The organism is Chitinophagales bacterium (genome assembly GCA_013816805.1).
Taxonomy (GTDB): domain Bacteria; phylum Bacteroidota; class Bacteroidia; order Chitinophagales; family UBA10324; genus MGR-bin340.
Genome location: JACDDS010000006.1, coordinates 177,919 through 200,986 on the forward strand (window position 1 = coordinate 177,919; position 23,068 = coordinate 200,986).

The 23,068-nt window shown below is 37.5% G+C and carries 28 protein-coding genes and 1 pseudogene; 8 read left to right on the plus strand and 21 right to left on the minus strand.

Annotated features, from left to right (window positions below):
- Window positions 1–24: 24 nt before the first annotated feature.
- From H0W62_07000 to H0W62_07015, 4 genes are all read right to left on the minus strand, one after another.
- The gene (locus H0W62_07000) at window positions 25–687 is read right to left on the minus strand and encodes a YqcI/YcgG family protein (GenBank protein ID MBA3648283.1); all 663 of its coding nucleotides are present in this window, start codon (window positions 685–687) and stop codon (window positions 25–27) included.
- An 86-nt stretch (window positions 688–773) separates the two neighbouring features.
- Window positions 774–1,829 carry a hypothetical protein gene (locus H0W62_07005; GenBank protein ID MBA3648284.1) on the minus strand — a complete coding sequence of 352 codons (1,056 nt, stop codon included), beginning with the start codon at window positions 1,827–1,829 and terminating at the stop codon, window positions 774–776.
- Between the two features lie 28 nt (window positions 1,830–1,857).
- Entirely contained in the window at window positions 1,858–2,535 is a 678-nt protein-coding gene (locus H0W62_07010) for a LysE family transporter (protein MBA3648285.1), read from the minus strand.
- Window positions 2,536–2,709: 174 nt separating this feature from the next.
- The gene (locus H0W62_07015) at window positions 2,710–3,555 is read right to left on the minus strand and encodes a flagellar motor protein MotB (GenBank protein MBA3648286.1); all 846 of its coding nucleotides are present in this window, start codon (window positions 3,553–3,555) and stop codon (window positions 2,710–2,712) included.
- A 200-nt stretch (window positions 3,556–3,755) separates the two neighbouring features.
- Between H0W62_07015 and H0W62_07020 the strand changes: the two genes are divergently transcribed.
- From H0W62_07020 to H0W62_07035, 4 genes are all read left to right on the plus strand, one after another.
- Complete coding sequence (locus H0W62_07020; protein ID MBA3648287.1) at window positions 3,756–4,013, plus strand: DUF4258 domain-containing protein; 258 nt, start codon at window positions 3,756–3,758, stop codon at window positions 4,011–4,013.
- Window positions 3,997–4,191: a DUF2283 domain-containing protein gene (locus H0W62_07025; GenBank protein MBA3648288.1), complete on the plus strand. Its 195-nt coding sequence runs from the start codon at window positions 3,997–3,999 to the stop codon at window positions 4,189–4,191. The genes H0W62_07020 and H0W62_07025 overlap by 17 nt, the downstream gene beginning before the upstream one ends.
- A gap of 134 nt (window positions 4,192–4,325) precedes the next feature.
- On the plus strand, window positions 4,326–5,372 hold the full coding sequence (locus tag H0W62_07030; GenBank protein MBA3648289.1) for a PD40 domain-containing protein: 1,047 nt from the start codon (window positions 4,326–4,328) through the stop codon (window positions 5,370–5,372).
- Between the two features lie 10 nt (window positions 5,373–5,382).
- Window positions 5,383–6,612: a M28 family peptidase gene (locus H0W62_07035; GenBank protein ID MBA3648290.1), complete on the plus strand. Its 1,230-nt coding sequence runs from the start codon at window positions 5,383–5,385 to the stop codon at window positions 6,610–6,612.
- Window positions 6,613–6,635: 23 nt separating this feature from the next.
- Here H0W62_07035 and H0W62_07040 read toward each other — a convergent pair whose 3' ends face one another.
- Entirely contained in the window at window positions 6,636–8,156 is a 1,521-nt protein-coding gene (locus H0W62_07040; GenBank protein MBA3648291.1) for a T9SS type A sorting domain-containing protein, read from the minus strand.
- Between the two features lie 154 nt (window positions 8,157–8,310).
- Here H0W62_07040 and H0W62_07045 point away from each other — a divergent pair, with 154 nt between their 5' ends.
- The gene (locus H0W62_07045) at window positions 8,311–8,862 is read left to right on the plus strand and encodes a DUF1697 domain-containing protein (GenBank protein MBA3648292.1); all 552 of its coding nucleotides are present in this window, start codon (window positions 8,311–8,313) and stop codon (window positions 8,860–8,862) included.
- 32 nt (window positions 8,863–8,894) lie between these two features.
- Here the strand turns inward: H0W62_07045 and H0W62_07050 are convergent, their stop codons facing one another.
- The 4 genes and pseudogenes from H0W62_07050 to H0W62_07065 all read right to left on the minus strand — a co-directional run bounded on the left by H0W62_07050 (window position 8,895) and on the right by H0W62_07065 (window position 11,762).
- Window positions 8,895–9,341, minus strand: a complete 447-nt coding sequence (locus tag H0W62_07050) for an SRPBCC domain-containing protein (protein ID MBA3648293.1) — start codon at window positions 9,339–9,341, stop codon at window positions 8,895–8,897.
- A complete protein-coding gene (locus H0W62_07055) occupies window positions 9,304–9,687 on the minus strand; it encodes a winged helix-turn-helix transcriptional regulator (GenBank protein MBA3648294.1) in 384 nt (127 codons plus the stop codon). Before H0W62_07055 ends, H0W62_07050 begins: the two co-directional genes overlap by 38 nt.
- 180 nt (window positions 9,688–9,867) lie before the next feature.
- Window positions 9,868–10,950 (minus strand): beta-lactamase family protein, encoded by a 1,083-nt coding sequence (locus H0W62_07060; GenBank protein MBA3648295.1) that lies wholly within the window; start codon window positions 10,948–10,950, stop codon window positions 9,868–9,870.
- A 130-nt stretch (window positions 10,951–11,080) separates the two neighbouring features.
- A pseudogene (locus tag H0W62_07065) lies at window positions 11,081–11,762 on the minus strand (hypothetical protein).
- A gap of 141 nt (window positions 11,763–11,903) precedes the next feature.
- Here H0W62_07065 and H0W62_07070 point away from each other — a divergent pair.
- Window positions 11,904–12,326 carry an SRPBCC domain-containing protein gene (locus H0W62_07070; protein MBA3648296.1) on the plus strand — a complete coding sequence of 141 codons (423 nt, stop codon included), beginning with the start codon at window positions 11,904–11,906 and terminating at the stop codon, window positions 12,324–12,326.
- Window positions 12,327–12,561: 235 nt separating this feature from the next.
- Here H0W62_07070 and H0W62_07075 read toward each other — a convergent pair whose 3' ends face one another.
- Together H0W62_07075 and H0W62_07080 are read right to left on the minus strand one after the other, a co-directional pair.
- Complete coding sequence (locus H0W62_07075; protein MBA3648297.1) at window positions 12,562–13,362, minus strand: alpha/beta hydrolase; 801 nt, start codon at window positions 13,360–13,362, stop codon at window positions 12,562–12,564.
- A gap of 184 nt (window positions 13,363–13,546) precedes the next feature.
- Window positions 13,547–13,873: a hypothetical protein gene (locus H0W62_07080; GenBank protein ID MBA3648298.1), complete on the minus strand. Its 327-nt coding sequence runs from the start codon at window positions 13,871–13,873 to the stop codon at window positions 13,547–13,549.
- A 392-nt stretch (window positions 13,874–14,265) separates the two neighbouring features.
- Between H0W62_07080 and H0W62_07085 the strand changes: the two genes are divergently transcribed.
- Both H0W62_07085 and H0W62_07090 read left to right on the plus strand, forming a co-directional pair.
- Window positions 14,266–14,583 carry a winged helix-turn-helix transcriptional regulator gene (locus H0W62_07085; protein ID MBA3648299.1) on the plus strand — a complete coding sequence of 106 codons (318 nt, stop codon included), beginning with the start codon at window positions 14,266–14,268 and terminating at the stop codon, window positions 14,581–14,583.
- Window positions 14,583–14,960, plus strand: coding sequence for an SRPBCC domain-containing protein (locus H0W62_07090; protein MBA3648300.1), 378 nt, complete (start codon window positions 14,583–14,585; stop codon window positions 14,958–14,960). Before H0W62_07085 ends, H0W62_07090 begins: the two co-directional genes overlap by 1 nt.
- A 229-nt stretch (window positions 14,961–15,189) precedes the next feature.
- On the opposite strand, the gene H0W62_07095 is transcribed toward H0W62_07090, so the two are convergent.
- The 10 genes from H0W62_07095 to H0W62_07140 form a co-directional block, all read right to left on the minus strand.
- The gene (locus H0W62_07095; protein ID MBA3648301.1) at window positions 15,190–15,783 is read right to left on the minus strand and encodes a YdeI/OmpD-associated family protein; all 594 of its coding nucleotides are present in this window, start codon (window positions 15,781–15,783) and stop codon (window positions 15,190–15,192) included.
- A gap of 101 nt (window positions 15,784–15,884) precedes the next feature.
- Window positions 15,885–16,430: an NAD(P)H-dependent oxidoreductase gene (locus H0W62_07100; protein MBA3648302.1), complete on the minus strand. Its 546-nt coding sequence runs from the start codon at window positions 16,428–16,430 to the stop codon at window positions 15,885–15,887.
- 49 nt (window positions 16,431–16,479) lie between these two features.
- Window positions 16,480–16,974: a DinB family protein gene (locus tag H0W62_07105; protein MBA3648303.1), complete on the minus strand. Its 495-nt coding sequence runs from the start codon at window positions 16,972–16,974 to the stop codon at window positions 16,480–16,482.
- Between the two features lie 186 nt (window positions 16,975–17,160).
- On the minus strand, window positions 17,161–18,297 hold the full coding sequence (locus H0W62_07110) for a glycosyltransferase (protein MBA3648304.1): 1,137 nt from the start codon (window positions 18,295–18,297) through the stop codon (window positions 17,161–17,163).
- Window positions 18,298–18,323: 26 nt separating this feature from the next.
- On the minus strand, window positions 18,324–18,749 hold the full coding sequence (locus H0W62_07115) for an SRPBCC domain-containing protein (protein MBA3648305.1): 426 nt from the start codon (window positions 18,747–18,749) through the stop codon (window positions 18,324–18,326).
- A gap of 285 nt (window positions 18,750–19,034) precedes the next feature.
- Window positions 19,035–19,433, minus strand: coding sequence for a 5-carboxymethyl-2-hydroxymuconate Delta-isomerase (locus tag H0W62_07120; protein ID MBA3648306.1), 399 nt, complete (start codon window positions 19,431–19,433; stop codon window positions 19,035–19,037).
- Window positions 19,434–19,446: 13 nt separating this feature from the next.
- Window positions 19,447–19,626, minus strand: coding sequence for a nuclear transport factor 2 family protein (locus tag H0W62_07125; protein MBA3648307.1), 180 nt, complete (start codon window positions 19,624–19,626; stop codon window positions 19,447–19,449).
- 445 nt (window positions 19,627–20,071) lie between these two features.
- Window positions 20,072–21,313, minus strand: a complete 1,242-nt coding sequence (locus H0W62_07130; GenBank protein MBA3648308.1) for a hypothetical protein — start codon at window positions 21,311–21,313, stop codon at window positions 20,072–20,074.
- 217 nt (window positions 21,314–21,530) lie between these two features.
- Window positions 21,531–21,830, minus strand: coding sequence for a transcriptional regulator (locus tag H0W62_07135; GenBank protein ID MBA3648309.1), 300 nt, complete (start codon window positions 21,828–21,830; stop codon window positions 21,531–21,533).
- Window positions 21,827–22,453 carry a hypothetical protein gene (locus tag H0W62_07140; protein ID MBA3648310.1) on the minus strand — a complete coding sequence of 209 codons (627 nt, stop codon included), beginning with the start codon at window positions 22,451–22,453 and terminating at the stop codon, window positions 21,827–21,829. Before H0W62_07140 ends, H0W62_07135 begins: the two co-directional genes overlap by 4 nt.
- Between the last annotated feature and the right edge of the window lie 615 nt (window positions 22,454–23,068).

Here is a 23,068-nt window from a genome sequence, read left to right on the forward strand (position 1 = left end):
GTGTTAAAAACTAAGAAGATAAAATTATTTAACGTTGCGCGTCCGAAGAGGACACTTCCACGTACCATCGTAATTGCGGCCGCTGTATTGAGACGCTTCAGATGAGTCACCATAGTCATTCATCATTGGATTTATAGATCCTGAATAAGATATATCACGGTGGCGAATAATATTCTTCACCTTTTCATAGAGATCTGTTTCCCGCATTTTTTCAAATTGTGCATGGGGATTAAATACCATAGCCGGGTAATTAAACCGGCGCGCCGGCCTGCTGCTCGCAGGATGTAAGCCTGCAATAAAAAATGCTTCTTCTTTCAGGCTAAAGCTAAAATCAGGGGAATTCGGGTCTGCGCTTACCCGGGTGTCGTAAGAATAATTTTGTATATCAAGATCGCCTAATGCCTGAAGCCGTTGCCATAATAATTCATCGAACTTTTCTTCATTGTTTATTTCCGGATCTTTAAACAGGATAGCTGCACTATAATATATCTGTTCAGAATTCCGGTATTCATCAATAAATTCATAAAGAAATTTTAAAATGGAGGTATCATCTTTCGGGCAAGCCATATTATCGGCAACCATATAACGTATTTGTTCCTTTGAAAGCGCTGCTTTAGCGCCTATGCACGGATATTCCTTATAGTGCAGAAAAGATAAATATTCCTCAATGATAGCATTCGATTCCATGAGCCGAAAATCTAATAGTAATACAAATGTATAACCCAATATTATTCCAGAGTATATATTTCAGAACTTCAACGCTAAACTAGTTCTTACGGTACTTCCTTATCCAGCCGGCTAATAATTTTAATATGCTTTCTTACTTTTTTAACAAAGATAAGACCGCGCCGAAGATCCCAATAGTGAATTCCGTTTTTACGGTTATACTTTGAAATTTTATACAAAACATTCCAGTGGTGCAGCAGTATGCTATATGCCTGTAGCAACGTATACCCGTTTCCATACACATGGTGTGCCTCTGCTCCGCTGCCATTGTATTCAAGTATAGAAAAATTCCTGCCCTCTTTCAAATCTTCAATCGAGGAGCACTTAATATCATAACGGCCGTAATAAAAATACTTAGAGTAATCGCTAAGGTCGTTGAACACTTTTAGCAGCCGGTCATCTTTTTCATGAGCCAGGCTCACCAGCTTGCCGCCCCGGCTGAGATTTAAGGCATAGGATAAACAATATGCTTCACCTTCGGGAATTATTTCTTCCAAACGATCATGGTGTTTGGATGCCATTTCATCCAGCATAAAACGTACGCGGGAGTAATCAAGAATCAGCTGCCACAATGTTTTTTTTCCATCACCGGTTACCTCTAAAAATTCCTTTTTTAAAAATCCGGTTATGGTTCCGCTTTGCTCATTTGGGAAACGGTAATAAAACAAGCTTACTTCTATTGGATAATCTATCAGGTCCTGTACAATGTAATCGACCGGTAATTTTATATGATAATCGTGAAGCTGTTCACTGTTATTGATAATGCGAAACAGAAAACCCATCTTACCTACATCAGGCTTTACAACAAATGGATATCTGAAGTTATGGGTTGAAATGAGATGCTCTAACTCAGAAAAAGAACAGGAAGGAGAAATGTAAATACTTTTAGGAAATGAGCCTGGTGGGAGCTGATTATAAATTTCACGTTTGCTCTCACCTTCGAATCCACCAAAAGTGATCGTTGGGTTTGATGCAGTAAAAAACCACCACGATCCGGTACGCATGCAATGCCAAAGCCAGACCGGTATTAAAGGAATATATTTAATACGCCACTCCCAGCTTTCCCAATGGGTAACGTAATAAAGGGCGTTTTTCAGATTCACAGGCGCTAAAAATAGAATGAATTTTATTCTATTTTTTCGTTTCCGGCTCCACTAAACTTTTTCGGGTTGTAGCAGCAGATTCAGGCTTAATGGTCCTCCATAACTGAATAATAGCCGTAATGGCGAAAATGAAGCCGATAGTCCAATTCATAATTTTTTGATTGGCACCGAATTTCACTGCAATCAGCTGCCCTCCAAAGACAAATATGCAGCTGCCTATAAGCGTTCCCAAGCCTATTGCAATTGTGTAGATATTATAATAATTGTTCTTTGGTAATAATATTTTTTTTGTAAATAAGATCGTACTCCAGCCAAACCAAAAGGGGAGGGGTATAGGGTTAATGGCGCTTATAAATAATCCCAGCAGGAAGGGATGAGACGGATGATTTAACAATACATTTTTTGCATGTGCATCATTTTTTGCTGCAGCTATAAAAGATGAAATGGCAAGTGCTATAACTATAAAAAATGTTATCCATTCCATCATCTTTAAAATGCGTTTTTGCTTCATGATGAAATCCATCGCCACTAAAGAAATCCTTACATAAAGCATTTCCACCAGTAAAAAGGCAAATGCAAATAATATTGAAACATTGTATCCATCAGTGATGGCTAATTGCAAAATGATCAGGTTGATGGTTCCTAAAGGCAACGTACCTAAAAAGCTGATGGTCATCCCTGCAAAAAATAACCTTGTAAGCTTCATATTTACTGCTTCAACGAGCTATAAGGATACAAATATAAGATGTATATGAAGCTATTGGATATCAGCAATCAGATATCAGCAGTCAGCTATCAGTAATCAGCTATGAGAAGAATTAATAAGCTAGCACTTATTCTTCTGCTCAAAACTGACTACTGACTCCTGAAAAACTATTCTCTATTTCTTAGTCTCCAGCAACTTAAAGAATTGATCGAGCTGAGGCAGAATAATAATGCTGGTGCGCCGGTTCGTTTGTCTGCCTGATTCTGTATCATTACTGCTAAGCGGATGGTATTCGCCTCTGCCTGCTGCTATGATACGTGAAGGATCTACGTGATAGTCATTTTGCAAACTGCGGGCAACAGACGAGGAACGCAGTACACTCAGGTCCCAGTTGTCTTTAATAAAAGGAGTTTTTATTGGCTTATTATCTGTATTTCCTTCCACCATAAATTGAACATTTGGTTGGGCGTTCAGTACACGCGCTACTTTTCCTAACACCTGTTTTGCTTCAGGTGTAATATCGTATTTGCCTGTCTTGAACAGCATTTTATCAGAGATGGAAATCAGCACGGCACTTCCTTCCACCTTAATCTGAACATCTGTATCATTTACATCCTGCAGGGCGCCTTTTAAATTCATAACAAGTGCCATATTAAGAGAGTCTTTTTTCGCCATTTGTGTCTGCAGGTTCTGGATATACAGGTCTTTCATCCCTAAATTGTCAAGTGATTTTTTTATGCTTTCTGCCTGCTGTGCAGTAACCACAGAAAGATCGGTTAGCTGGTTCAGCATGGTAGTACTATTTTTCTTTAGTTCCGTCACCTGCTCTTCCACTTCTGCCTTCTTTTTCGCATTAGCTTCACTTTCAGTAAGGCATGTTCTGAGCTGGTCTTCCACTCTGTTATAGTTGGATTGCAGGGTATCATACCTGGAGACCTGGGCTTTAAATTTTTTAGTGCTTACGCAGGAAGCAAGGGTTAAAGCGATACATCCAAAGATTATCAGGAATCTCATTTTCATTGGTTTAGTTTTTTTGATGCGGCAAAAATACTACCTGCAGGGCAATCCTGAATAGCAAATTAACCGATGTTGAAAAGATTTATATTGATCATAGAGTTTCATCATTTACCTTTTAATAAAGTATTGTTTGAAATTGTACTTATCCAAACATGAAACTACCTTTCTGTTCTTCGAATCTCTTACAGTAACACATAATCTTTATGGAATTCATTTTTTCAACCCATGCACGTGAACAAATGCATGAAAGAAAAATCATTCAGCAGATCATTATTCAAATTATTAATCAACCAGATGAAATAGTAACCCAAAGCGATCTTCAAGTATTTCAAGGACTAATTAAGGAAAATGGAAAATCTTATTTAATCCGTATCTTCGTTAATGTTGCTTTACATCCTAATTTAATAATAACGGTTTATAAAACTTCAAAAATCAGCAAGTATTATGAAGGTGAAATATGATAAGGAGGTTGACGTACTTTATATTAAATTCAGCGATGAGATCATTGCCGAGAGCGATGAAAGTAAGCCCGGGATAATTATTGACTATTCATCAGGTGAAAATATAGTAGCCATAGAAATACTTAACGCTTCTAAAAAAATGCCTTCCCCATTAAAAGTGGACTATGAAATGGTATGATCTGTAAAGGTTTATCAAAGCAGCATCAGCTGTTCAATATTTAACTGAGTCGATTAGCACTGTTACCAACCTGAGGTGATTGATTAGCAATAATGTGATAGATTTAAAAGACTTTTGTTCCTAATTTTTTAAGGATGAAAAGTGCTTTTATAATTCTGGCTTGCATTTTATCCGGCAGCATTTTTTTAATCCATCCCTTTGAACCTCATTTAACAGATATAAAACAGCTGACTCATGGTGGCACAAATGCTGAAGCTTATTTTAGTCCTGATGGGGAATGGCTGACGATGCAAACTACCCGCGCTGATTGGGGTTACGACTGCGACCAGATTTTATTGATGGATATTAAAGCCGCTAAGACCGATACTGCTTACCGTTCCAGGCTGATCAGTATCGATGGCGGCCGTACTACCTGTTCTTATTTTCTTCCTGATGGAAATCACCTTCTTTTTGCTTCCACCAAATCCGCTGGCGCTATTTGCCCGGCGACACCGCCCCACGATCCAAAAAATTATGTATGGCCTATTTATGATTCGTACGACATCTATGAATCAGATCTTGAAGGACATGTTGTGAAACAGCTGACCAATACAAACGGATACGATGCAGAGGCAACCGTTTCTCCGAAGGGAGATAAAATTGTATTTACTTCTACCCGCGGAGGAGATATTGATCTGTGGGGAATGAATATCGACGGAAGTAATCCTGTTCAGATCACAAATGAAACCGGTTACGATGGAGGTGCTACTTTCTCACCTGATGGCTCTAAGATTGTATATCGAGCCTGCCATCCAAAGAGCGAAGAAGAGGTTAAAGCCTACCGCGATTTTTTGTCGCAAGGCTTAGTGTCGCCGCTTAAGATGGAATTATTTATTTGTAATGCAGACGGCTCTAATAAGCACCAGTTGACTGAGCTAGGAAATGCGAACTGGGCACCCTGCTTCGACCCGACAGGAAAGAAAATTGTCTTCTCCTCCAATGCCAAAAGCAGCGGTGGATTTGACTTCCAGTTATTTGCTATCAATATCGATGGTACAGGCTTGCAGCAAATAACCGATGCAGGTACATTCAACGCATTTCCCATGTTTTCACCTGATGGAAAAAATCTTGTCTTTTGCTCTAACCGGAATAGCAGCAACAAGCATGAGATTGATGTTTACCTATCCAAATGGATTCCTTAAAAATTTAGCCATGAGTCGATATATATTTTGTATACCATTTCTTATAACCGCTATAGTCTGCAATGCACAAATTGAAGAGCAGTTTCTTCGATCACACATTTACTTTCTTGCAAGTGACAGTATGAAAGGAAGAGAAACCGGAAGCGTGGATGAAAAATATGCAGCTGCATATATCAGCAGTCAGTTCAATTCGTACGGGCTTAGTCCCGCAGGAGTGAATGGAACCTGGTACCAATCTTTTCATTTCCGTTATTCGCCCGATCCGCATAACCTGGATACTATGCATGCTGTATATAAAATAGGCACGAATGTGATTGGATTTTTAGATAACCATGCCCTTTATACCGTCGTTATCGGTGCGCATTACGATCACCTTGGTTTGGGTTACGATCACAATGCACTCGACATAAACCCGGAAGGGAAGATTCACAACGGTGCTGACGACAATGCTTCAGGAAGTGCGGGTGTAATGGAGCTTGCGCGATACTATTCCTCGAATAATATTACCGAGCAGTACAACTTTTTGTTCATCTGTTTTTCGGGAGAGGAACTGGGACTGATAGGTTCGAAAAAATTCTGTGATTCACCCACTATCGTTCTTTCCACAGTCAATTACATGGTAAACATGGATATGATCGGACGACTGCGGGATTCCACAAATACTATCGAGCTGGGTGGTGTCGGTACTTCGCCCACTTTCATTCCTCTTATCAATAAACTTTCAGGTCCATTTCACATAAAGCTCGATAGCTCCGGTGTTGGCCCTTCCGACCACACATCTTTTTACCTGAAAAATATACCGGTTCTTTTTTTCTTTACAGGTCAGCATAGTGATTACCACAAACCTACTGATGATGCTGATAAGATCAATTTTTCTGGGGAAGTGAAAGTGCTTGATTACGTTGTCCGTTTAATTGACAAGCTTAACAATCAACAGAAACGGGTATTTACTAAAACCAAAAACAGCAGCCAGGATCTTCCTGCATTTAAAGTAACCCTGGGTATTATGCCGGACTATGTATTTGAAGGAAAGGGATTGCGCGTAGATGCCGTGAGTGATAATCGTCCCGCAGCAAAGGCAGGACTACTTTCTGGTGATGTGATTGTACAGATGGGTGACATTAAAGTAGATAACATCCAGGATTACATGAAAGCACTCTCGGCTTTCAGCAAAGGAGCTTCTACAGAAGTATCTGTGATAAGAAAAGGGAACAAAATTAAAATCCCGGTTACATTTTGAGGTTTCATAAATAACCCAAAAGATCATTTCTCCTGTTGCTTCAAAAATTTAACCGTGCGAATCTTATCTTTCGCAGTAAGCCGTACAATATAATAGCCATCCGGCAGAAATGCAATATCAATCACATCATCCGGATTCTTTTCCGCAGAGAATAAAACCTTTCCTTCCAAAGAATATACTTCTATGGAAACTCTTTCTTTATCGCGAGATTCAATCTGAATGTAATCCGATGCAAGAGCAGGTTGAATGAAAAGATTATGGTCACCATTCTCCGAAACAGGTGTTATTCCTACAGGCAAACAATCTCCGGAAATTCCAGCACCCGGAATATAACCTGCTAAACCGGTGGTATCGATGATAAACCCATATTCGCCGTAGAATGTCAAGCCTGATTTAGTATCAATCTTAAAATCAGCGCCGTAATCATAAGGGATTTTTATGCGGCAATCATTTGTATCGAGATAATAGCTGTAATGAGGATGTATTGAGAAAAGAGCAGGGGTATAAGATGAATCAATTTTAATTTGAATGTGTTCCCAGCAACCGATGCCTCCATGACCTGAACCAAAATCGTTATTCACCATTGCTGATTGACCGGCTCCTAATTGAAGAAAGGGTTCAAATTGGTTTGCAATGAAGCAGCGTGAAATATTAATTTCTGAATAGCTAGTATCGTTTAAGCCTTCAGTAAACTTTTTTATTTCCCTGTGAATACACATGCAAACTGAATCTGGACTTCGGGTAACGGTTAACAACGAATCCCGGTAATACTCGCCTGTCGTTGGACTCAGCACGTCATACCAGTCGCGTATATTTTTCCAAATCAATACGTCCTGAGGTTGGTAATGAAAATAATCTTCGAAAGCAGGAAATGAAAATCCATATACCTGTCCGGCTATTTCCATTCTTTGTAAAACGAGCCTGGTTAAATTGCCGTAGAAATTATCATCGAAAACCAGATTTCTGAAAGGGATAAATTCAATGAATCCAAATGATTTCGAAAGTCTGTAGTGGTAAGAGGCAAACTGTGGAATAGTATCATGCTTCTTGTAAGCAGTAATTGAGAAAACTTTCACGCTGTCGCTAAATCCGAATATCGTTTCTTCTGAAATGGAAGTACAATTTATAATCACGTAATCAATTGACCAGGCATTTTCGCTTGCTGTTACCTTCCAGGATTCGTTAACGGAGGCTAAATGATTAAACTTTACAATAGTGCCGCCGATATTGATTTCGTAATGGTTACCAGTTTGTTTAATGGAGTCCATGCCGAAAGGATCCTGATACCATCTGAAATCAGTAGAATTTTGAAAATGTGAAAGACAATAAGAGCCACTATCCGTAAATGGTTTTTGGTTGAAGAGATAAGTAGTGCTGTTTCCATCTGTTTTAAGCGAATCGGCTTTGTAAGCATACACGTAATGCTGCGAATTTTGTTCTGTAGAGATATAAACATTTCGCTGATTACGCGGAAACAATTCCCAATTGTCTGCCAGGGCAGCATTAACGGAAAAGGTGAGGAAGAGAAAGAAAATATGCTTCATGGAAGTAATAAGGTAATAAAAATAAATAATTTGATTTTGGATCTGGCACCATTTAATCATTAGTTGGAAAAGGTTACCATAAGCAAACAAAACAGTATTTTATTTCTACCGTATTTTGCGTTGGATGTTTAAGAATAAGTAACAGTCACTGCAGATGCAAACCTATATCTCAATCCTGCGCGGCATTAATGTGAGCGGCCATAAGCAAATCAAAATGGCGGATCTAAAGGTGTTGTATGAAGGGTTAAAATTTAAAGATGTGAGTACCTACATCCAAAGCGGTAATATTGTTTTTAAGGCGGCATCCACTTCTGATACAGAAATTTCCGCGAAGATTGGACAGGCTATTCTTAAAAAGTATCAGTTTGAAGTTCCGGTAATCATCAGAACGGCGCAGGAAATGGAAACCATTTATGCTGCCAATCCCTTTATAAACCAAAAGGATATTGACCAGGAAAAATTACACGTTACATTCCTGGCAAGAATGCCCGAACAAGTGAACTTAGATAAAATTGAAAATCTCAGCTATGCATCTGATCAGTTTACTTTACTTAACAGAGAGGTTTATTTGTATTGCCCGGGCGGCTATGGAAATACCAAACTTTCCAATACCTTTTTTGAAAATAAGTTAAAAGTAACTGCTACTACAAGGAATTGGAAAACCGTTACAAAACTGATAGCAATCGCTGATCAGATAAGCGGATAGCTGAATAATTTTGTTATGACTTATTAAAAAAATTAAGCCTGGTGATTAGAAGCTGGTTCCAGATATTCTTTCAATGCTTTATTTACGAAATAAGTCCACCCTTCTACGAAATTCTGTTTTTCAAAATCAGTACCTGCCGCAGCAAATGATTCTACACCGGTGTGTGTTAGTTTCAATAATGTTTTATCACCCTGGTCAAACAGCTCAAAGCTTACGTACGACTGTCCGGGGTAACCGTCATATTTCCAGCTATAGGTCAGCTTTTTTCCTTTAATAACCTCTGTAATTTCACAAAGATGCAGATATTGAGTGCCACCTTCCTTGCCTCCGATGAAGGTAAATTTGAATCCTGCTTCAGGCCGAAAATCTTCTAAGGGAAAGTACCATTTTTTAATTTCATTGTTATCGGTAATGGCTTTCCAGACTTTTGAGATTGGAGCATTAAATACTCTTTCTATTACGATGGGATTGTCGCTCATATTTTATTTTTTTGGGTTTATGCTTACTAATCTTATTAGGGCGGGACAAATGCTGCTCGAGTGCATCCATCTTATTTGTCCAAAAGCTTCTGTATTGTTCGACCCATTTCGAAACCTTATTTAATTCATTAAGCCGTGCTTCGCAATGTCTTTCCCTTCCTTGTTGCCGGATAACTACTAAACCGCATTCTGATAAAATCTTAATATGCTTTGAAATAGCAGGTCTGCTAACTTTAAAGTTTCCTGATATGGCATTCAGGTTTAAAGGCTGTCTGAACAACAGATTAATGATTTCCCTTCTTGTAGGATCTGATATGGCCCGGAAAACATCTCTTTTATTTGTCATTGCCAACTTATGTAACCACCCGGTTACAAATGTATGTGTAACAGTTCAGTTACGCAAATCTTACTTTGAAATAAAAAGGAAGAAAATAAATATAAATTGAAGATGCTAAATACGTAATCCTGGTATTTTATGTCCAGGTAAATATTTTACTTAGACAGTTACTGTTTATGAAATGGCTTATTAGCTGCCATGCATTGCTTTCAATTTTCGCATTAATAACCTAACACCTGTTATTGAATTTTCTGTAGCCGAGTTTGTGAATATGATATATCCAGTGTACTTTTTTCTATCTATAGAAACAGAGCTGAAATAGGTTCCGGCTGAGCCCGAATGCGCAGAAAACTCTTTTCCATTTTCATAAATATTAGCCCAGCCAATTGAATAATTTTCTATGCCTTTATGAAGAAACTGATATGTAGCGGCATTGAGATAATTACTTTTTCCCATTAACCCATTAATATTAAGCTGAATAAACTTAATATAATCCGTAAGTGTAATGTTTATATCCCCTGCAGGTTCCGCATAATCCAAATGATAATCAGTGGTGCTAGGAACAGGGACCAGCTTATTGTTTTCAAAAGCATGCCCCCATGTGCCTTTCTTTAATTGATTGTCAGGCCACGAAAGCTGAACATCAATATTTAAATCTTTATTGAATACTTTTGAGACCAATTCTTCCCAGCTTTCTGAAGTCACTTTTTCCACCATTAATGCGGCCAGCGTATAGCCTGCATTTGAATACGTATACTTAAGACTGGAATCAATAGTTGCAGGTTTTAATGTCAGAACATATTTACCAAACGCTGTTCTTTTTTGCTGGTTCGTTCCGTTAAATATAGGTATGGAATCATCTTCTTCATCTTCGGTAAATGGTTGAATTCGGGCTCTGTGTGATAAAAGGTCTTTTAGCGTAATGGCATAGTAAGCGGGGTTTGATTCTTTTTTCCATTGCGGAAATAAATCAAAGAACTTCGTATTCCACTGCAACTCATTTTCTTCTACATGTTTTGCAATCATGAAAGCAGTCATCGCTTTGGTGTTCGAGCCAATATGAAAACGATCTGAAATGGCTGCTGTATCATTCAGATCAACAGAATGATAACCGGAAAATGCCATTTCTAAAATGGAATCGCCTGTAATAACTGCATATGCCAGTTCAGGAATTCCATTAGCTCTGCGTACAGAATCTGCATATTTGCTATTGTTTTGTGCTGAAACAAAGACAGCGGTTGCAATCTGGAAAATTATTAAAATTTTTCTCATTGTTGCTATTTACTGCTCATAATCCATGCAATCAGCAGGCACTGAAACTATTCATACTTCGGCTTTTATGAACGAAGAGGATAATTATTTCAGCCACAATATTAATTCACTGTTTTAACAAGCTATCTATTTAGAATTCTATATTTTTTAACAATTGTCTTATTGTAGCTAAGTGTGATAATAGAATAATGGGTACTATGCAGCAGGGTAACCAGACAAAAGGAAAATATAAAATTGCAATATTTGGCTGGCTGAAAGCAAGCTTTTGAAATGGAAAGGGTGCAGATAGCATTGCAATAGCAACAATATTTATCAATAGTCCCAAACAAATAATATTCCAACTCAGTATAAAACTTCCTGCTTAATTTTCTCCTGATGAAACTGAAATAAAATACAAAAGGCGCTGACAATCCGGAGAGAATGTCAAAATTTCTTCCGTCGAAAGTCATCAGCTGAGGAATAACTTTGTTAGCTAATAACAGGAAAAGTATCAGTTCTACTGCTACCCTGATGGTATGAAGAAGCGTTAACGTTTTTATGTTCAACTGATCAATGTATTTTCTGCCACCTTTTGCAAAAAACAATATTGCGATAAATAGCAACGGCGGCAAAACCAACAGGAGAATTCTGGGCGGAAAAGTTTTAGTATTTGTGTAAAAACCAGATAGCCCAATAAACAGTTGCACTATCAGCCATGACCCTAAAATGACTAAAGTTGTGTTAGAATAATCAGCTGCCCTGCAAAATAACCATACCGATACCAATGTGGTTAAACCAAAGATGAAACTTATGTATAATGGTAAGTTTTCCATTGCAATTTTATTATTGAGAAAGTAAGCCACCTTTTGTCGCAATTCACCTTCTTATTGTCGCTTCTTGCACCTGCACATTAAAGATACCGTCTGTATTTTTGTGGTTAATTAACTCTTCATTTATTTTCAAAATATAAGATTATGTCAACATTAAAATTCTCCATTACTATCAATGCTGCCCGAGCGAAGGTTTGGGAAAAGCTATGGAACGATGACAGCTATAGAAAATGGACTGCAGCATTCGCCGAAGGTTCCTATGCACAAAGTGATTGGAAAGAAGGAGGTAAAATTTTATTTCTTTCTCCTGATGGTAGTGGCATGTTCGGTATTATTGAGAAGAAGATACCCAATGAACAGATGATATTCAGGCAGCTGGGCGAAGTTAAGAATGGGATTGAAGAACCAAAATACTGGGGTGCCGCAACCGAAAGCTACTATTTGGAGGAAACAAATGGAGTTACCCGATTAAATGTAGAGATGGTGTTTATCGACGAGTTTGCGCAATATTTAAGTAAGGTTTTTCCAAAGGCTTTGGAAGTGCTGAAACAGATTTCCGAAGAATAAAAAATATAAAATTTATAATCAATACGATACATATTTTCGGCTTAGAAAGCGCTCAACTTATATTGTCTTGATTTTAGCTGACAAAACAACCTCAATAAGTTCATATAATTGCAAGCATTCGATTCTCTAAAAGGAATAAATGATGCACAGTGTTATTAAGATAATCGAATTTTTAGAAAGCTTATTACCATTTTAAGCGGGTTGAAATAAGTGTTTTGTATTTGAGTAATTAGTTTTAACCTGGCTCTGCCAGAAATTCTTTAATCAGTAAGGCTGTTAGTTCCACTATTTTACTGCCTTCCTTTGCGGTTGTCACTTCACCAATACAGGCACCATGCTCCCCCGGGAGTATTACTAATGCGGCATTTGGCAATAGCCGGAACATTTCAACTGCATGTTCTGATCTCACCACATCACGATCGCCAAGTATCAAAAAGGTTTTAGCCTTTATTAAACGGAGGTCTTCATCTGTCCAATCTGTAAATTGCAGCATTCTTTTCCGGTCCCTGTCAAACATTACCTGCAGGTGTTCTTTATTATCGGCCACTTTTAAGTACCCCGTTTTTAGGGGTTCGGGCATATTGTCCAGCGTAGCTTGCTGAAGCCCTTCAAAAAAACCTGGTATTAATCCATCTCTTTTGTAAAACGATGAAGCGATAATCAATTTGTTTACCAGTTCAGGTTGCCTGATAGCAATTTGCATTGCTGTATTTCCACCATTGCTAAAGCCCAAAAAATCAGCTTTACTAATCTTGAGAAAGGTAAGCAAGCCGGCAACATCATCGGCGTCTTGTTCAAATGAAGAATCACCGTCTCTGTCATCAGTGCGCCCATGAGCTTGTAGTTCAATAGCAATAGTTTTAACATACTGCGCAAGTAATGGGAGTATGTTTGCAAAGGTAGTTTCAATGGTAGAACCCCCGCCATGAATCAAAACCAGAGGTATGCCTTCAGTTATTGCCTTGCCTGAAGGTTCATGAACTTCGTAATACATTTTTAGACCATTTACAGGTGCATAGCCTTTGTTATCAATCATGCCATCTTGTTTCATTTGGAATTAAACTTGTTTTTGTTATCAGATATCATTCTGGACTTTTAGCATTGTAATTTTACCATTAGTTTTTTTCAAATAATCCTGGCATCTTTCCATATGATTATTTTCTACTTACCGACTCTACAATTTTTTGGCAAACAAACATTTTCACTTTTAAAATGCTCTTTCATTTGATAATATTGAATGTAATGAGCAGTGTGGTTACAAAAAGAAAAAACAGCCCTGCAAGAAAAATATAATCTGCTGCTTTTTCGTAATGAATTCCGGGAGCTTTAGGTCTTCGCATATAGAGGAAGGAAAGAACAATACTTGCCATAAACATGATAATTGCAATGGTAATTAGTTCATCGATAATACTGGTCTCTGATAGATTAAGAACTTTTAAAGAGGTTAGGACAATAAAGCAAAGCCCCAATAGATTTGATGATGTATTAAGAATATAAGGTGTATTATCCTTCTTTTCTTTTTTAGCTCTTTCGATATCTTCTTCCATGCATTAAAATTAAATAAGTAAAAACAGATTAAATTATTGGAGACCAGCAATAGGGCTATTATCAGGAATAAGTTTTGAAATGGGCTTTCCTCTATCAACCTTCCCAAAGGCATTTATCTTATAACAAGTAGATCGGGGGAGAATATTGTAAATTTTAAGATTTTTTCTTAAGGAATTGCCTCTCAATATTTTCTGATTTTCCGAAAATATAATAGTATCCCTGAATACTATTCTGCGTTGTTTATTTCCAAAGCTTTTGCAAAGATAAAGTCATGCCGTTATTTCAGCAGTTCGTGGTTATGTTAATGTTGCCGACATTAGAAAAAACTTGCGCAACCGATTAATTGCCCATATATTTGCAACCGGCTAGTTGCCGATTAAGTGATAACGTAATGAGACGAGATGTATTTCAGGCGATTTCTGATCCCACGCGCAGGTCAATTCTTAGTTTGTTAGCCACACAGGCAATGACACCAAATGCAATTGCCGGGCATTTTCACAGCACCAGGCAAGCCATATCCAAGCATATCAAAATTTTAGCCGAGTGCCATCTGGTGAAACAGAAACCATCCGGAAGGGAAATATATTATCATTTCAATCCAAAAAAAATGAAAGAAATTGACAAATGGCTGGAACCCTTCCGTGCCAGTTGGGAAGACCCTTTTAATCAATTGGATACTGTATTGAAAAATCTAAAACAAAAAAAATAATGAAGAAACAACAGACAAGCATCGTTAAAGATGCAGCCAACAGAAAAATTGTTGTAGTAAGGGAATTTGATGCCCCTCTTCCCCAGGTATGGGAAGCCTGGACAGATAAAGATATATTGGATTTATGGTGGGCACCTAAATCATGGAAGGCAGAAACAAAATCAATGGATTTTTGGGAAGGTGGTGTTTGGCTCTATAGTATGGTAAGTCTGGATGGTGCGGAGTCTTATTGCCGTGCGGATTTCAAAGCCATCGTTCCTTATAAAAGCTATATTGGCGATGAAGGCTTCTGTGACAAAAACGGAACATTACGAACGATTTTCCGCCTATGCACTGGAGAAGTGAATTCAGCCCAACGGATACCGGAACAAAGGTGAAGGTTGAAATCACCTTCGACTCGGAAGAGGACATGCAAAAAATTATTGAATCAGGGTTTGAGGCAGGCTTTACAGCGGCTCATGGTAACCTTGATGAATTTTTAAATAAATGATGGAGCATGCATCGTCTTCTTTTCATGAAGACGATGCACCAAAATCAGGCACTGTTAAAATTAAGCGAGCAGCACCAAAAATTTTCGAGGTCTCTAAATGGTTTTGCTTGCAGTGGTTAATGGAATTTTTCTTCTCTAGAAAGCATTTCCAGGATTGCTTTCAACCTTTTTTCTCTTGTTTCAGGTTTTTTGGCTGTTTGCAAACGAAAAGAAATTGCATACTTGTTTGCCTTATTTAATGTTTTAAAAAATGTATTAGCCTTTTTATTTCTCGAAAGTATTTTCATAAAATCTTCCGGAATTTGCATTTGACTTGAACCGTCATATGCATTTGCCCACCTTCCGTCAATTTTCGCTTTTTCTACCTCTGCCACACCTGAGGGTTTCATCTTACCAAGTGATGTTAAACGCTCAATATGGTCTGTATTCCTTTTTGACCAGATACTTTTTGGTCTGCGCGGAGTAAATTTTTGAATCCAGGACTTATCATCATACTTATTAGCTTGTCCATCTATCCAGCCGTAACAGAGCGCTTCGTCCAGAGCTTCCTTGTATGTAATTGCTTTTTCTCCTGAAGCTTTTTTAAAAAACCTTAACCAAATACCGTTGTACTTGTCATAGTTTTTAGCAAGCCACTTATCGAAAGCATTGCGAGTTTTGAAAGATAGAACCGGCAGTTCTTTCTTATCAGGAGTTTCAGACAGCTGCATAATGTAAAGTGCGTTTTGATCTTTGCAAAGATATTAGCTCCCTTAAGACTAACGATTCCTACACTCTAAATGCGGCATTCCTGCTCACAATAGCCGGTATGTTAACGGTTGGCATTCTTAACCAGGTCTTTAAATGCATTTATAAATTTTAGTAAGTCATCTTTAACTTTACTATCCTTAATTTTTCCGGCTGCATCTATCTTCCCTTTTATTCCCTGTATCAGTATGGTGGTTTCATTTGTAAAATTTGCCATTACGGTTTTCATTATCAATTGCAGTTCTTCATGGCCTTTTTGCCCATGGGCTGAAGCGGTGATAAGCCCGGTTGGCTTATCGCTGAACACGGTAGCTGCAACACACCATTCAATTGCATTTTTTAGTCCGCTCGGAATGCTGAACACATATTCCGGAGTACAGATAATTATTCCATCCGCTTTTTCAATATCCTCTCTTAATTGAATAATTAGCTTTGGCGGATTGTTTAATGATAGGTCCGGATCAAAATGAGGAAGCCTTTTTAAATCATTGAAAATGGTCAGGTTGAAATTGGCTTGTGTGAGCTCAGATAAATTATTGATGAGCTTTTGATTTGCTGAGTTTTTCTGCGCACTCCCGATAATTGTAAAAATGTTTTTCTTTTCGGTCATCTTCTGTTAATCAAACATGCAGTTGTTCATCATTGCACATTCCGTTTTACTATATGTTTTTATTACCTCCGTTTTTATCAGCCTGAAGGAGTATTTTTTTTATCAGTACAATCTGCCCTAAATGGTAGTGGGTGTGCTCAATAATTCCGTGAATATTCTGATAGTAATTACCGTATTTTTCATCCGCCACGTTTTCCCAAAGCTTGTTTTCCGGCAGTTGTTCCACCAGGCCAGCAAAGTTTTCAGCATCAGCCCAAGTCCTGGCAAGCAATTTCTCCCAGTCTTCCCCGGATCCCACTATTTGATGGTTAAAGCTGTACTTATCGCTGGCTTCGAGTGGATTTCCCTGTAATACTTTCAGGAGTGCACTCACGTAATAATTCATGTGATAAACCAGCGCAGCAATGGTGTTAAAAGAATACACCTTAGTGGTGGCCTGTTGCCAGGTTACGTCTGCTAAATGTTCTTTAACATGTGACCAGGTCCAGTTTTTTCCAAAATAAGCTTCTCTGAATTGCCTGGCTATTTGTGATGTCAAATTCATAGTTTGTTCCTCCTTTTTTGTCTGTAAGCCTAATGATAAGGTTCCCAGCTTTCACGTTAATGTATTATTTGCAATAGCAAAATTAAGCAGCTATTGAATTCTCTTTTTTTTTCCTCTTTAACATAAAGCAAGCAAAATAAAAGTATGATTTTTTGTTATGGATTGACATTCATGGATTTTTCTGAATTAAAAATTGTGGTTTCCTGCTTTTAATTTTTCGAAATCGTGAAAATAATTACTGTGGTCAAAATATTTAATGGATTCCCGCGCGTTTTTTGAGAAGTATTTATACTCATTATTGCTCATATAGTAAAACTGATAAATTCTTTCTCTGAATTCAGTGAAATCAGAACAGAAATATCCGTTTTTACCGTCTACAATTACCCTATTGTTTTCCGGAAGGTTGGTGCTTAACACCGGAACTCCGTTATTCAAATATTGCTTTGCCTTAATTCCTGATTTCGATATTTGAATTGGGTTATCTGATAAAGTGGCAATACCAATATCGAAAGAAACAATTCGATCTTGAATCTCTTTTTCGGCATTCCAATTAATGCTCTCAGGTATTTCAATTTCAATATTGGAATTTTCTTTAAAATAATCATAAATGAAATTAATATCTGCTTTTTTAAGTACTCCTATAAAAACTATCTTAAATTTAAAAGAGACGCGCTTCAAGGCAGGAAAGACATATTTAAGCAGGCTGTCTTTATGGCCCCATGCAAACCCACCAATCCATCCTATAGTAAAAAGAGAATTTTTATTTTTTTTAAAAATTCCCAAATCGACTACCGGGGAAGTAACGTAAGTAATATTAGGATTAAACTGTTTTAAATGACGGGAAATTTCTATGCTGCCTGCTGCTATTTTTTCACAATTTTTTACGAAAAAGTATAAAATATCCGGAGAGTGCTCCAGGTAATCTGCATCATCAAGATCATATACCGTTTCCTGCCTTTGAAATATCACCAGGATTTTTAAAAGATTAGCATAGATAAATTTCGACTGGACTCTTTGAATAACTATTATTGAATTCGGCTTTCTGAAAAAAAGAGCTGAAAAATAAGCTCTGAGGAATAGATAAATCCTCTTTACAGAATAACCAGGTATCACTAAATAAGAACTTACATTTAATTTATCTTTAAAATATTCCAGAGGATATTTTGCGCGGTATCGTACACTGGGAGAGTCGAGATTGTAGTAGGCGAACCAATAAATAAACTCTATACTCTTGTTACTCATCGATGCTTCTTTATTTCTCTCCCTGAAGAAGCGGCTGTTAGCTGCTCCTCCTTTTGCTTTTTCATTACTGTCGGCTTTCATCTGCAGAAAAGCGACTGCTATGCTTACTAATTCGTTTCCGCATATTTTTTAAAGTTATCTAAAATAGCCTGCCACCCATTCCGCTGCATTTCAATTGAATTTTCGTTTTCTGCTTCAAATGTTTCAGTCACCTTTGTTCCGGTGCCATTATTTATAAAGTTGATTTGCACTTTTCTTCCATCGTCCAGGGCGAAAGTGATCAGGTGATTTGTTATGATTTCATCATAAATTCCTCCAAAGTCAAAGCCGAAGCTGCCGTCTTTGGCCTCCATCCGAGCGACAAACTTTCCGCCTTGGCGTAAATCATTTTCAGCTTTTGGTGTATGCCAGTCGTCTGAGGCGCTATTCCATTTTGTGATGTGCTCCGGAGTAGTCCAGAATTTCCAAACTTTTTCTATAGGTGCTTTCACTATAGTTTCCACCGTGATTGTTGCAGTGTTTCCTGTTACCATTTGGGTTATTTACGGTTTAATTTTGTGATTGATTTTTTTCCTCAATTGTCTTATCATCGGCAGATAATTAGTGCTTCCGATATCCCTTTTCAATAGTTTTTGAAGATAAATTTCTGCAGGCATTTTGAAATTTTTCATTTCAAAAACATCTTCAAAGAGCCTGATAAGTTCCTGAAACCTAACACAATCATTATGGTTTAATTTTACAATTTGAATATCCATGACAGTAAAGTATTGATAACTATTGTGGTGTTTTAGTGGGGTTAATATTTGTTGTAATTAATGTTAAAATGCTTCCTTCTCTGTATTTAAATGTCTGTCATTAGCTTTATTAAGTGAATTCAGTAATGCTTTATTGAAATAGGTTACTTTTTCGAATTCCCGGATATTGATTGATAAAATAGAAATATCCGGAAACATTTCATTAAGTCGTTCAATTATTCTTTGGGAAAGATTTGTCTTTTGTTCAGCAGTTCTACCTTCCATGATGTTGCCAAAGATGTGAATGAAATTATTTTTATTTTTTCCTAATTTAAAATATTGATAAGGCCGGATTCTCACCTTAATGTCGTTTTCAGAAAATAACCCTGTCTGTTCTGCAACATCATAAACGGCACTCATTATTTCGTCAGGTGATTTTTGTTTGATGATTTCTTCAGAACAATCAATAATAAAATGTGGCATTTTTAAATTTTATTTAAGAATTAATAGCGGGTATGGAATGGTGTTCATGCAGGATTGTCCATTGATCGTTAATCTTTTGCAGGCCAATTGTTAGCCGAAAATCTAAGTCCTCATAAACTCTCCTTAGGTTTCTGTTACGGCATTTCATTGTTGCAAAACAAAAAGCAACATTATGGCCGGCTATAATTTTCATTGTCTGAATCAAATACTCCTGGTTGTGTGGCTACAAAAAAAGTGTCTCAGGTTTTTCTATAAGCGTCAATGCCCATCGATTGAAAAGGCTCCGGGACATCAAACATCACCATGTCCTTGTCGTGATGGGCCAAAATGCCATCCATATTTTTTGTCTTAACAGCAGAAACCCAGTTGTTAATGAGTTCCCGGATTCTGTTTCGTTTTCCTTGTCGTCATTTAATTGAATGCCTTTTTTATTCCTGTAAAGGTACAAGGATTGGAAATCCAACAATAGAAGCAGTGGCATAATTGATATGGTCTGCTATTTACGTACACCCGCAAAGTCCACAGCATCACAAGCGAATCCCTCTTTATGGGAATGTCTAATAGAAGCACAACTCTTGTCTTAAGCGCTTCATCTTATTCTGTCGAATCCATATTGTGTACTGTAGTTTTGTCTTTTTCTATCTGAAGTTAAATATTACAGGAAAAACAAAAGTCACTAAGATTGCCCATAGAACGTAGACAGGTAAAAAAGAAGCTATGCTATTTTCAACCTCCCCGATTTCATTGCTGTCTTTCACTGCTTTGAAGAGTCTGTAAGTTACAAACAGGAGATTTGTCAGTATAAGAATATTGCCGCCGAAAACTGCAAGCCGGTTTGGTGTAATTCCCCATTCGGAAATCCTGAATAGAATTGCGGAAAGGGCTATGCCATTGATAGTTATTGTCATCACGGAAAGCGCAAGCAACATCATTGTGCGGATTTTAATGTCAGAATTTCCTGAGGTCTCGGTGATTGAGAATAATATAATTGTCATTACACCGATCAGAAGCAGGTTAAAAATCAATAGAAATTCCCTGTCATTGTACGGGTCTTTATCCGTATAGATTACAGCAAACAGATAGATTACAAGTGTCGCCAAAACTAATGGTGTAAATACCTTTGCTATTACCGGCGAAACTTTATTTACCAGGTGAGGATTTGTCTGAACCAGGTAAGTCCCTAAAATAGGAGCAGCTGCCACTCCTGAAATCCCCATGTATTGGATATAAAAATCTTCTATTTTTAAGTCTATAAGTTCAAAAAGGCCCATAGTTACTATACTCAATAACCCTCCTGCAATAAGTATGATAGTAGTCATTACAACCAGGTCTCCATTGAACCTTAGAAAGTCAAGTCGTCTGTGGTTGTTTTTCAGGCTGTCTGCTGTAAATGTAAAACCCAGAACTGCCCATATAAACAATGGCAGATGAATACACGATAGAATCAGCGTGTCGCTTTCATTGTTGTCCGGAAGAATGTTAATGAAGAAAACTGAAAATAAAATGGCAAAAGAAGCAATAGCTAATCTCCTGATTTGAATCTTTTGTTTCCATGCAAAGTATGCTGTCAATAATGGAAAAAACACAAATGCTATATTCCTGGGATAAAAGTATTCAGGATTAATGCCGGCGAATCTGGGGATTTCAGCAATGGCTCCTGCAATAACCATAGCAATCATAACAAATGTCAATTCCTTGTTTGTCCCCCAGGAGATTTCATTTTCAAAGTTTAGTCTTTCATTCCAAATTTTAGCCGTAGAATTTTCCTGCAGCCCCGTATAAACAGAGTTAAACGCTCTTTTGAAGGTTGTTTTATTGTCCCGATACAGCTTTTCAAGTTGCCGGGGATTGTCTAAATTATTTTTGATTTCTTCTGTCATTGTATTTGTTCATTTAATAGTCTTAATAAGGTTTTTTTTTATTTTAAAAGTACTTTGATATACAAAGTTAAATGGTAAAAAAAATTTTAACCCGGACCATGGGGAAAATCAGGTCTGACAAAGCCGTTTGCAAACGAGCATCTTGCCGCACCCGTAAGGTAGCAGAGACTATATTTTAAAACCTCTTCAATGATTTGCTTGTTTGTTTTTGTATTCATTATTTCTGTGATTTAATTAATTTCTCCAATGCTTTAAGATGATCATCGAAGGCTTGTATTCCACCTTTGGTTACAAAATATTTGGTATTCGGTTTTCTGCCAACAAAAGACTTTTTCACGCCAATAAATTTTTCTTTTTCCAACCCTTTGAGGTGGCTTGCCAGGTTGCCATCGGTCAGATCAAGATAATCCTTCAATGAATTAAAATCAAGCATTTCATTAACAGCCAGCGCCGACATAATGCCAAGCCTGATCCTGCTTTCAAATGCTTTATGCAAACCATTAATTGATAATTTCACCTTTCGTATCTGTAATGCATGTAAATACCATAAATAATATGGACTATCCCGAAGCCCAAAGCCCAGAATAATAATCCATACTCAACAAAATAGGAGCTGATCAGACCAAACACGATTTCAATAAGCCCTAAACTTTTCACTTCAACATATGTGAACTTGCCGGCATTAAATAAAGCCAGGCCATAAAATAGTAATGTGAATGGAGCAATCAGGCCAATCAAACCTTTAGTAATCAGGATAAGGATCAGAAGTCCACCCGTAATAAGCGGGATTGCCATACTAATCACGAGCTGCCTGGCAGTAGCATTCCAAAGTTTCTCCCCCCTCCGACTAGCATTTTTATAGGAATGAAAAATGGCTGTACCTATTGCAAGCATCAATACTATAACTGCTAAAATAACAACCTTGATCAGGCCAGAAGGCAAACTTCCTGAATTGGTGGTGTTGAACGGTATTTCACCAGGGTTGAAATATAAAATTTTATAGGCAATATAAGCCCCTGCCAATGCATAAATACCTGCCATTACACCTGCCCAGCCGGAGAGCGACAGGAATTTGGAGGAACGCTCCATCATTGAGCGTATCTCGGCTATATCCCGTATGTAATCCTGTTCTTGCTTCATTTAAAAGTACTTTGTACGGCAAAGCTAAGTAATAATTGCGATAATGCAAATCTGCCTGATTATAATTTTTGGGGTTTATATCTTTTCCACCGTCAACCACGAATCTCGCACTTATGCTGAAAATTTTTGAGTGAGACACATGGTAGAGCAAATTCCATTTACTTTTTTTGGGAGCAGTTTACAACGATTGATTGTTGCAGTAAGAAAGATTCATTAAGGTTAAGTGATCATTTGAATGGTTAGCTGGTACGCCTGCCAGGATAAGTACCTTTTTCACCATAATTCATGCCTTGAGACGCTTAAAATTCTTTGCCAGTAGGGTAGGGGATAACCCTACTATCAAAATTTACATAATTAATAGCTACAAAATGAAATCAAGTAACGAAGAAACACGTCTTAAAAACCTTCATTCAGGTAATTAGTAAAAATTGGTTAAAGACTTGCCATCATAACTGAAAGCAGCAGTCTGTATCAACGGATGGGTCCTAAATCCAGTTGGCCGTTTTAGTTCACTGCTGCAAATCGGTCACTTGAATTACCAACAAATTTGCGTTTAGTTAACAAAGAAAAAGTAGCAAAAACAAAAATAATAGTAATTGCAAAGTGATCAAATAA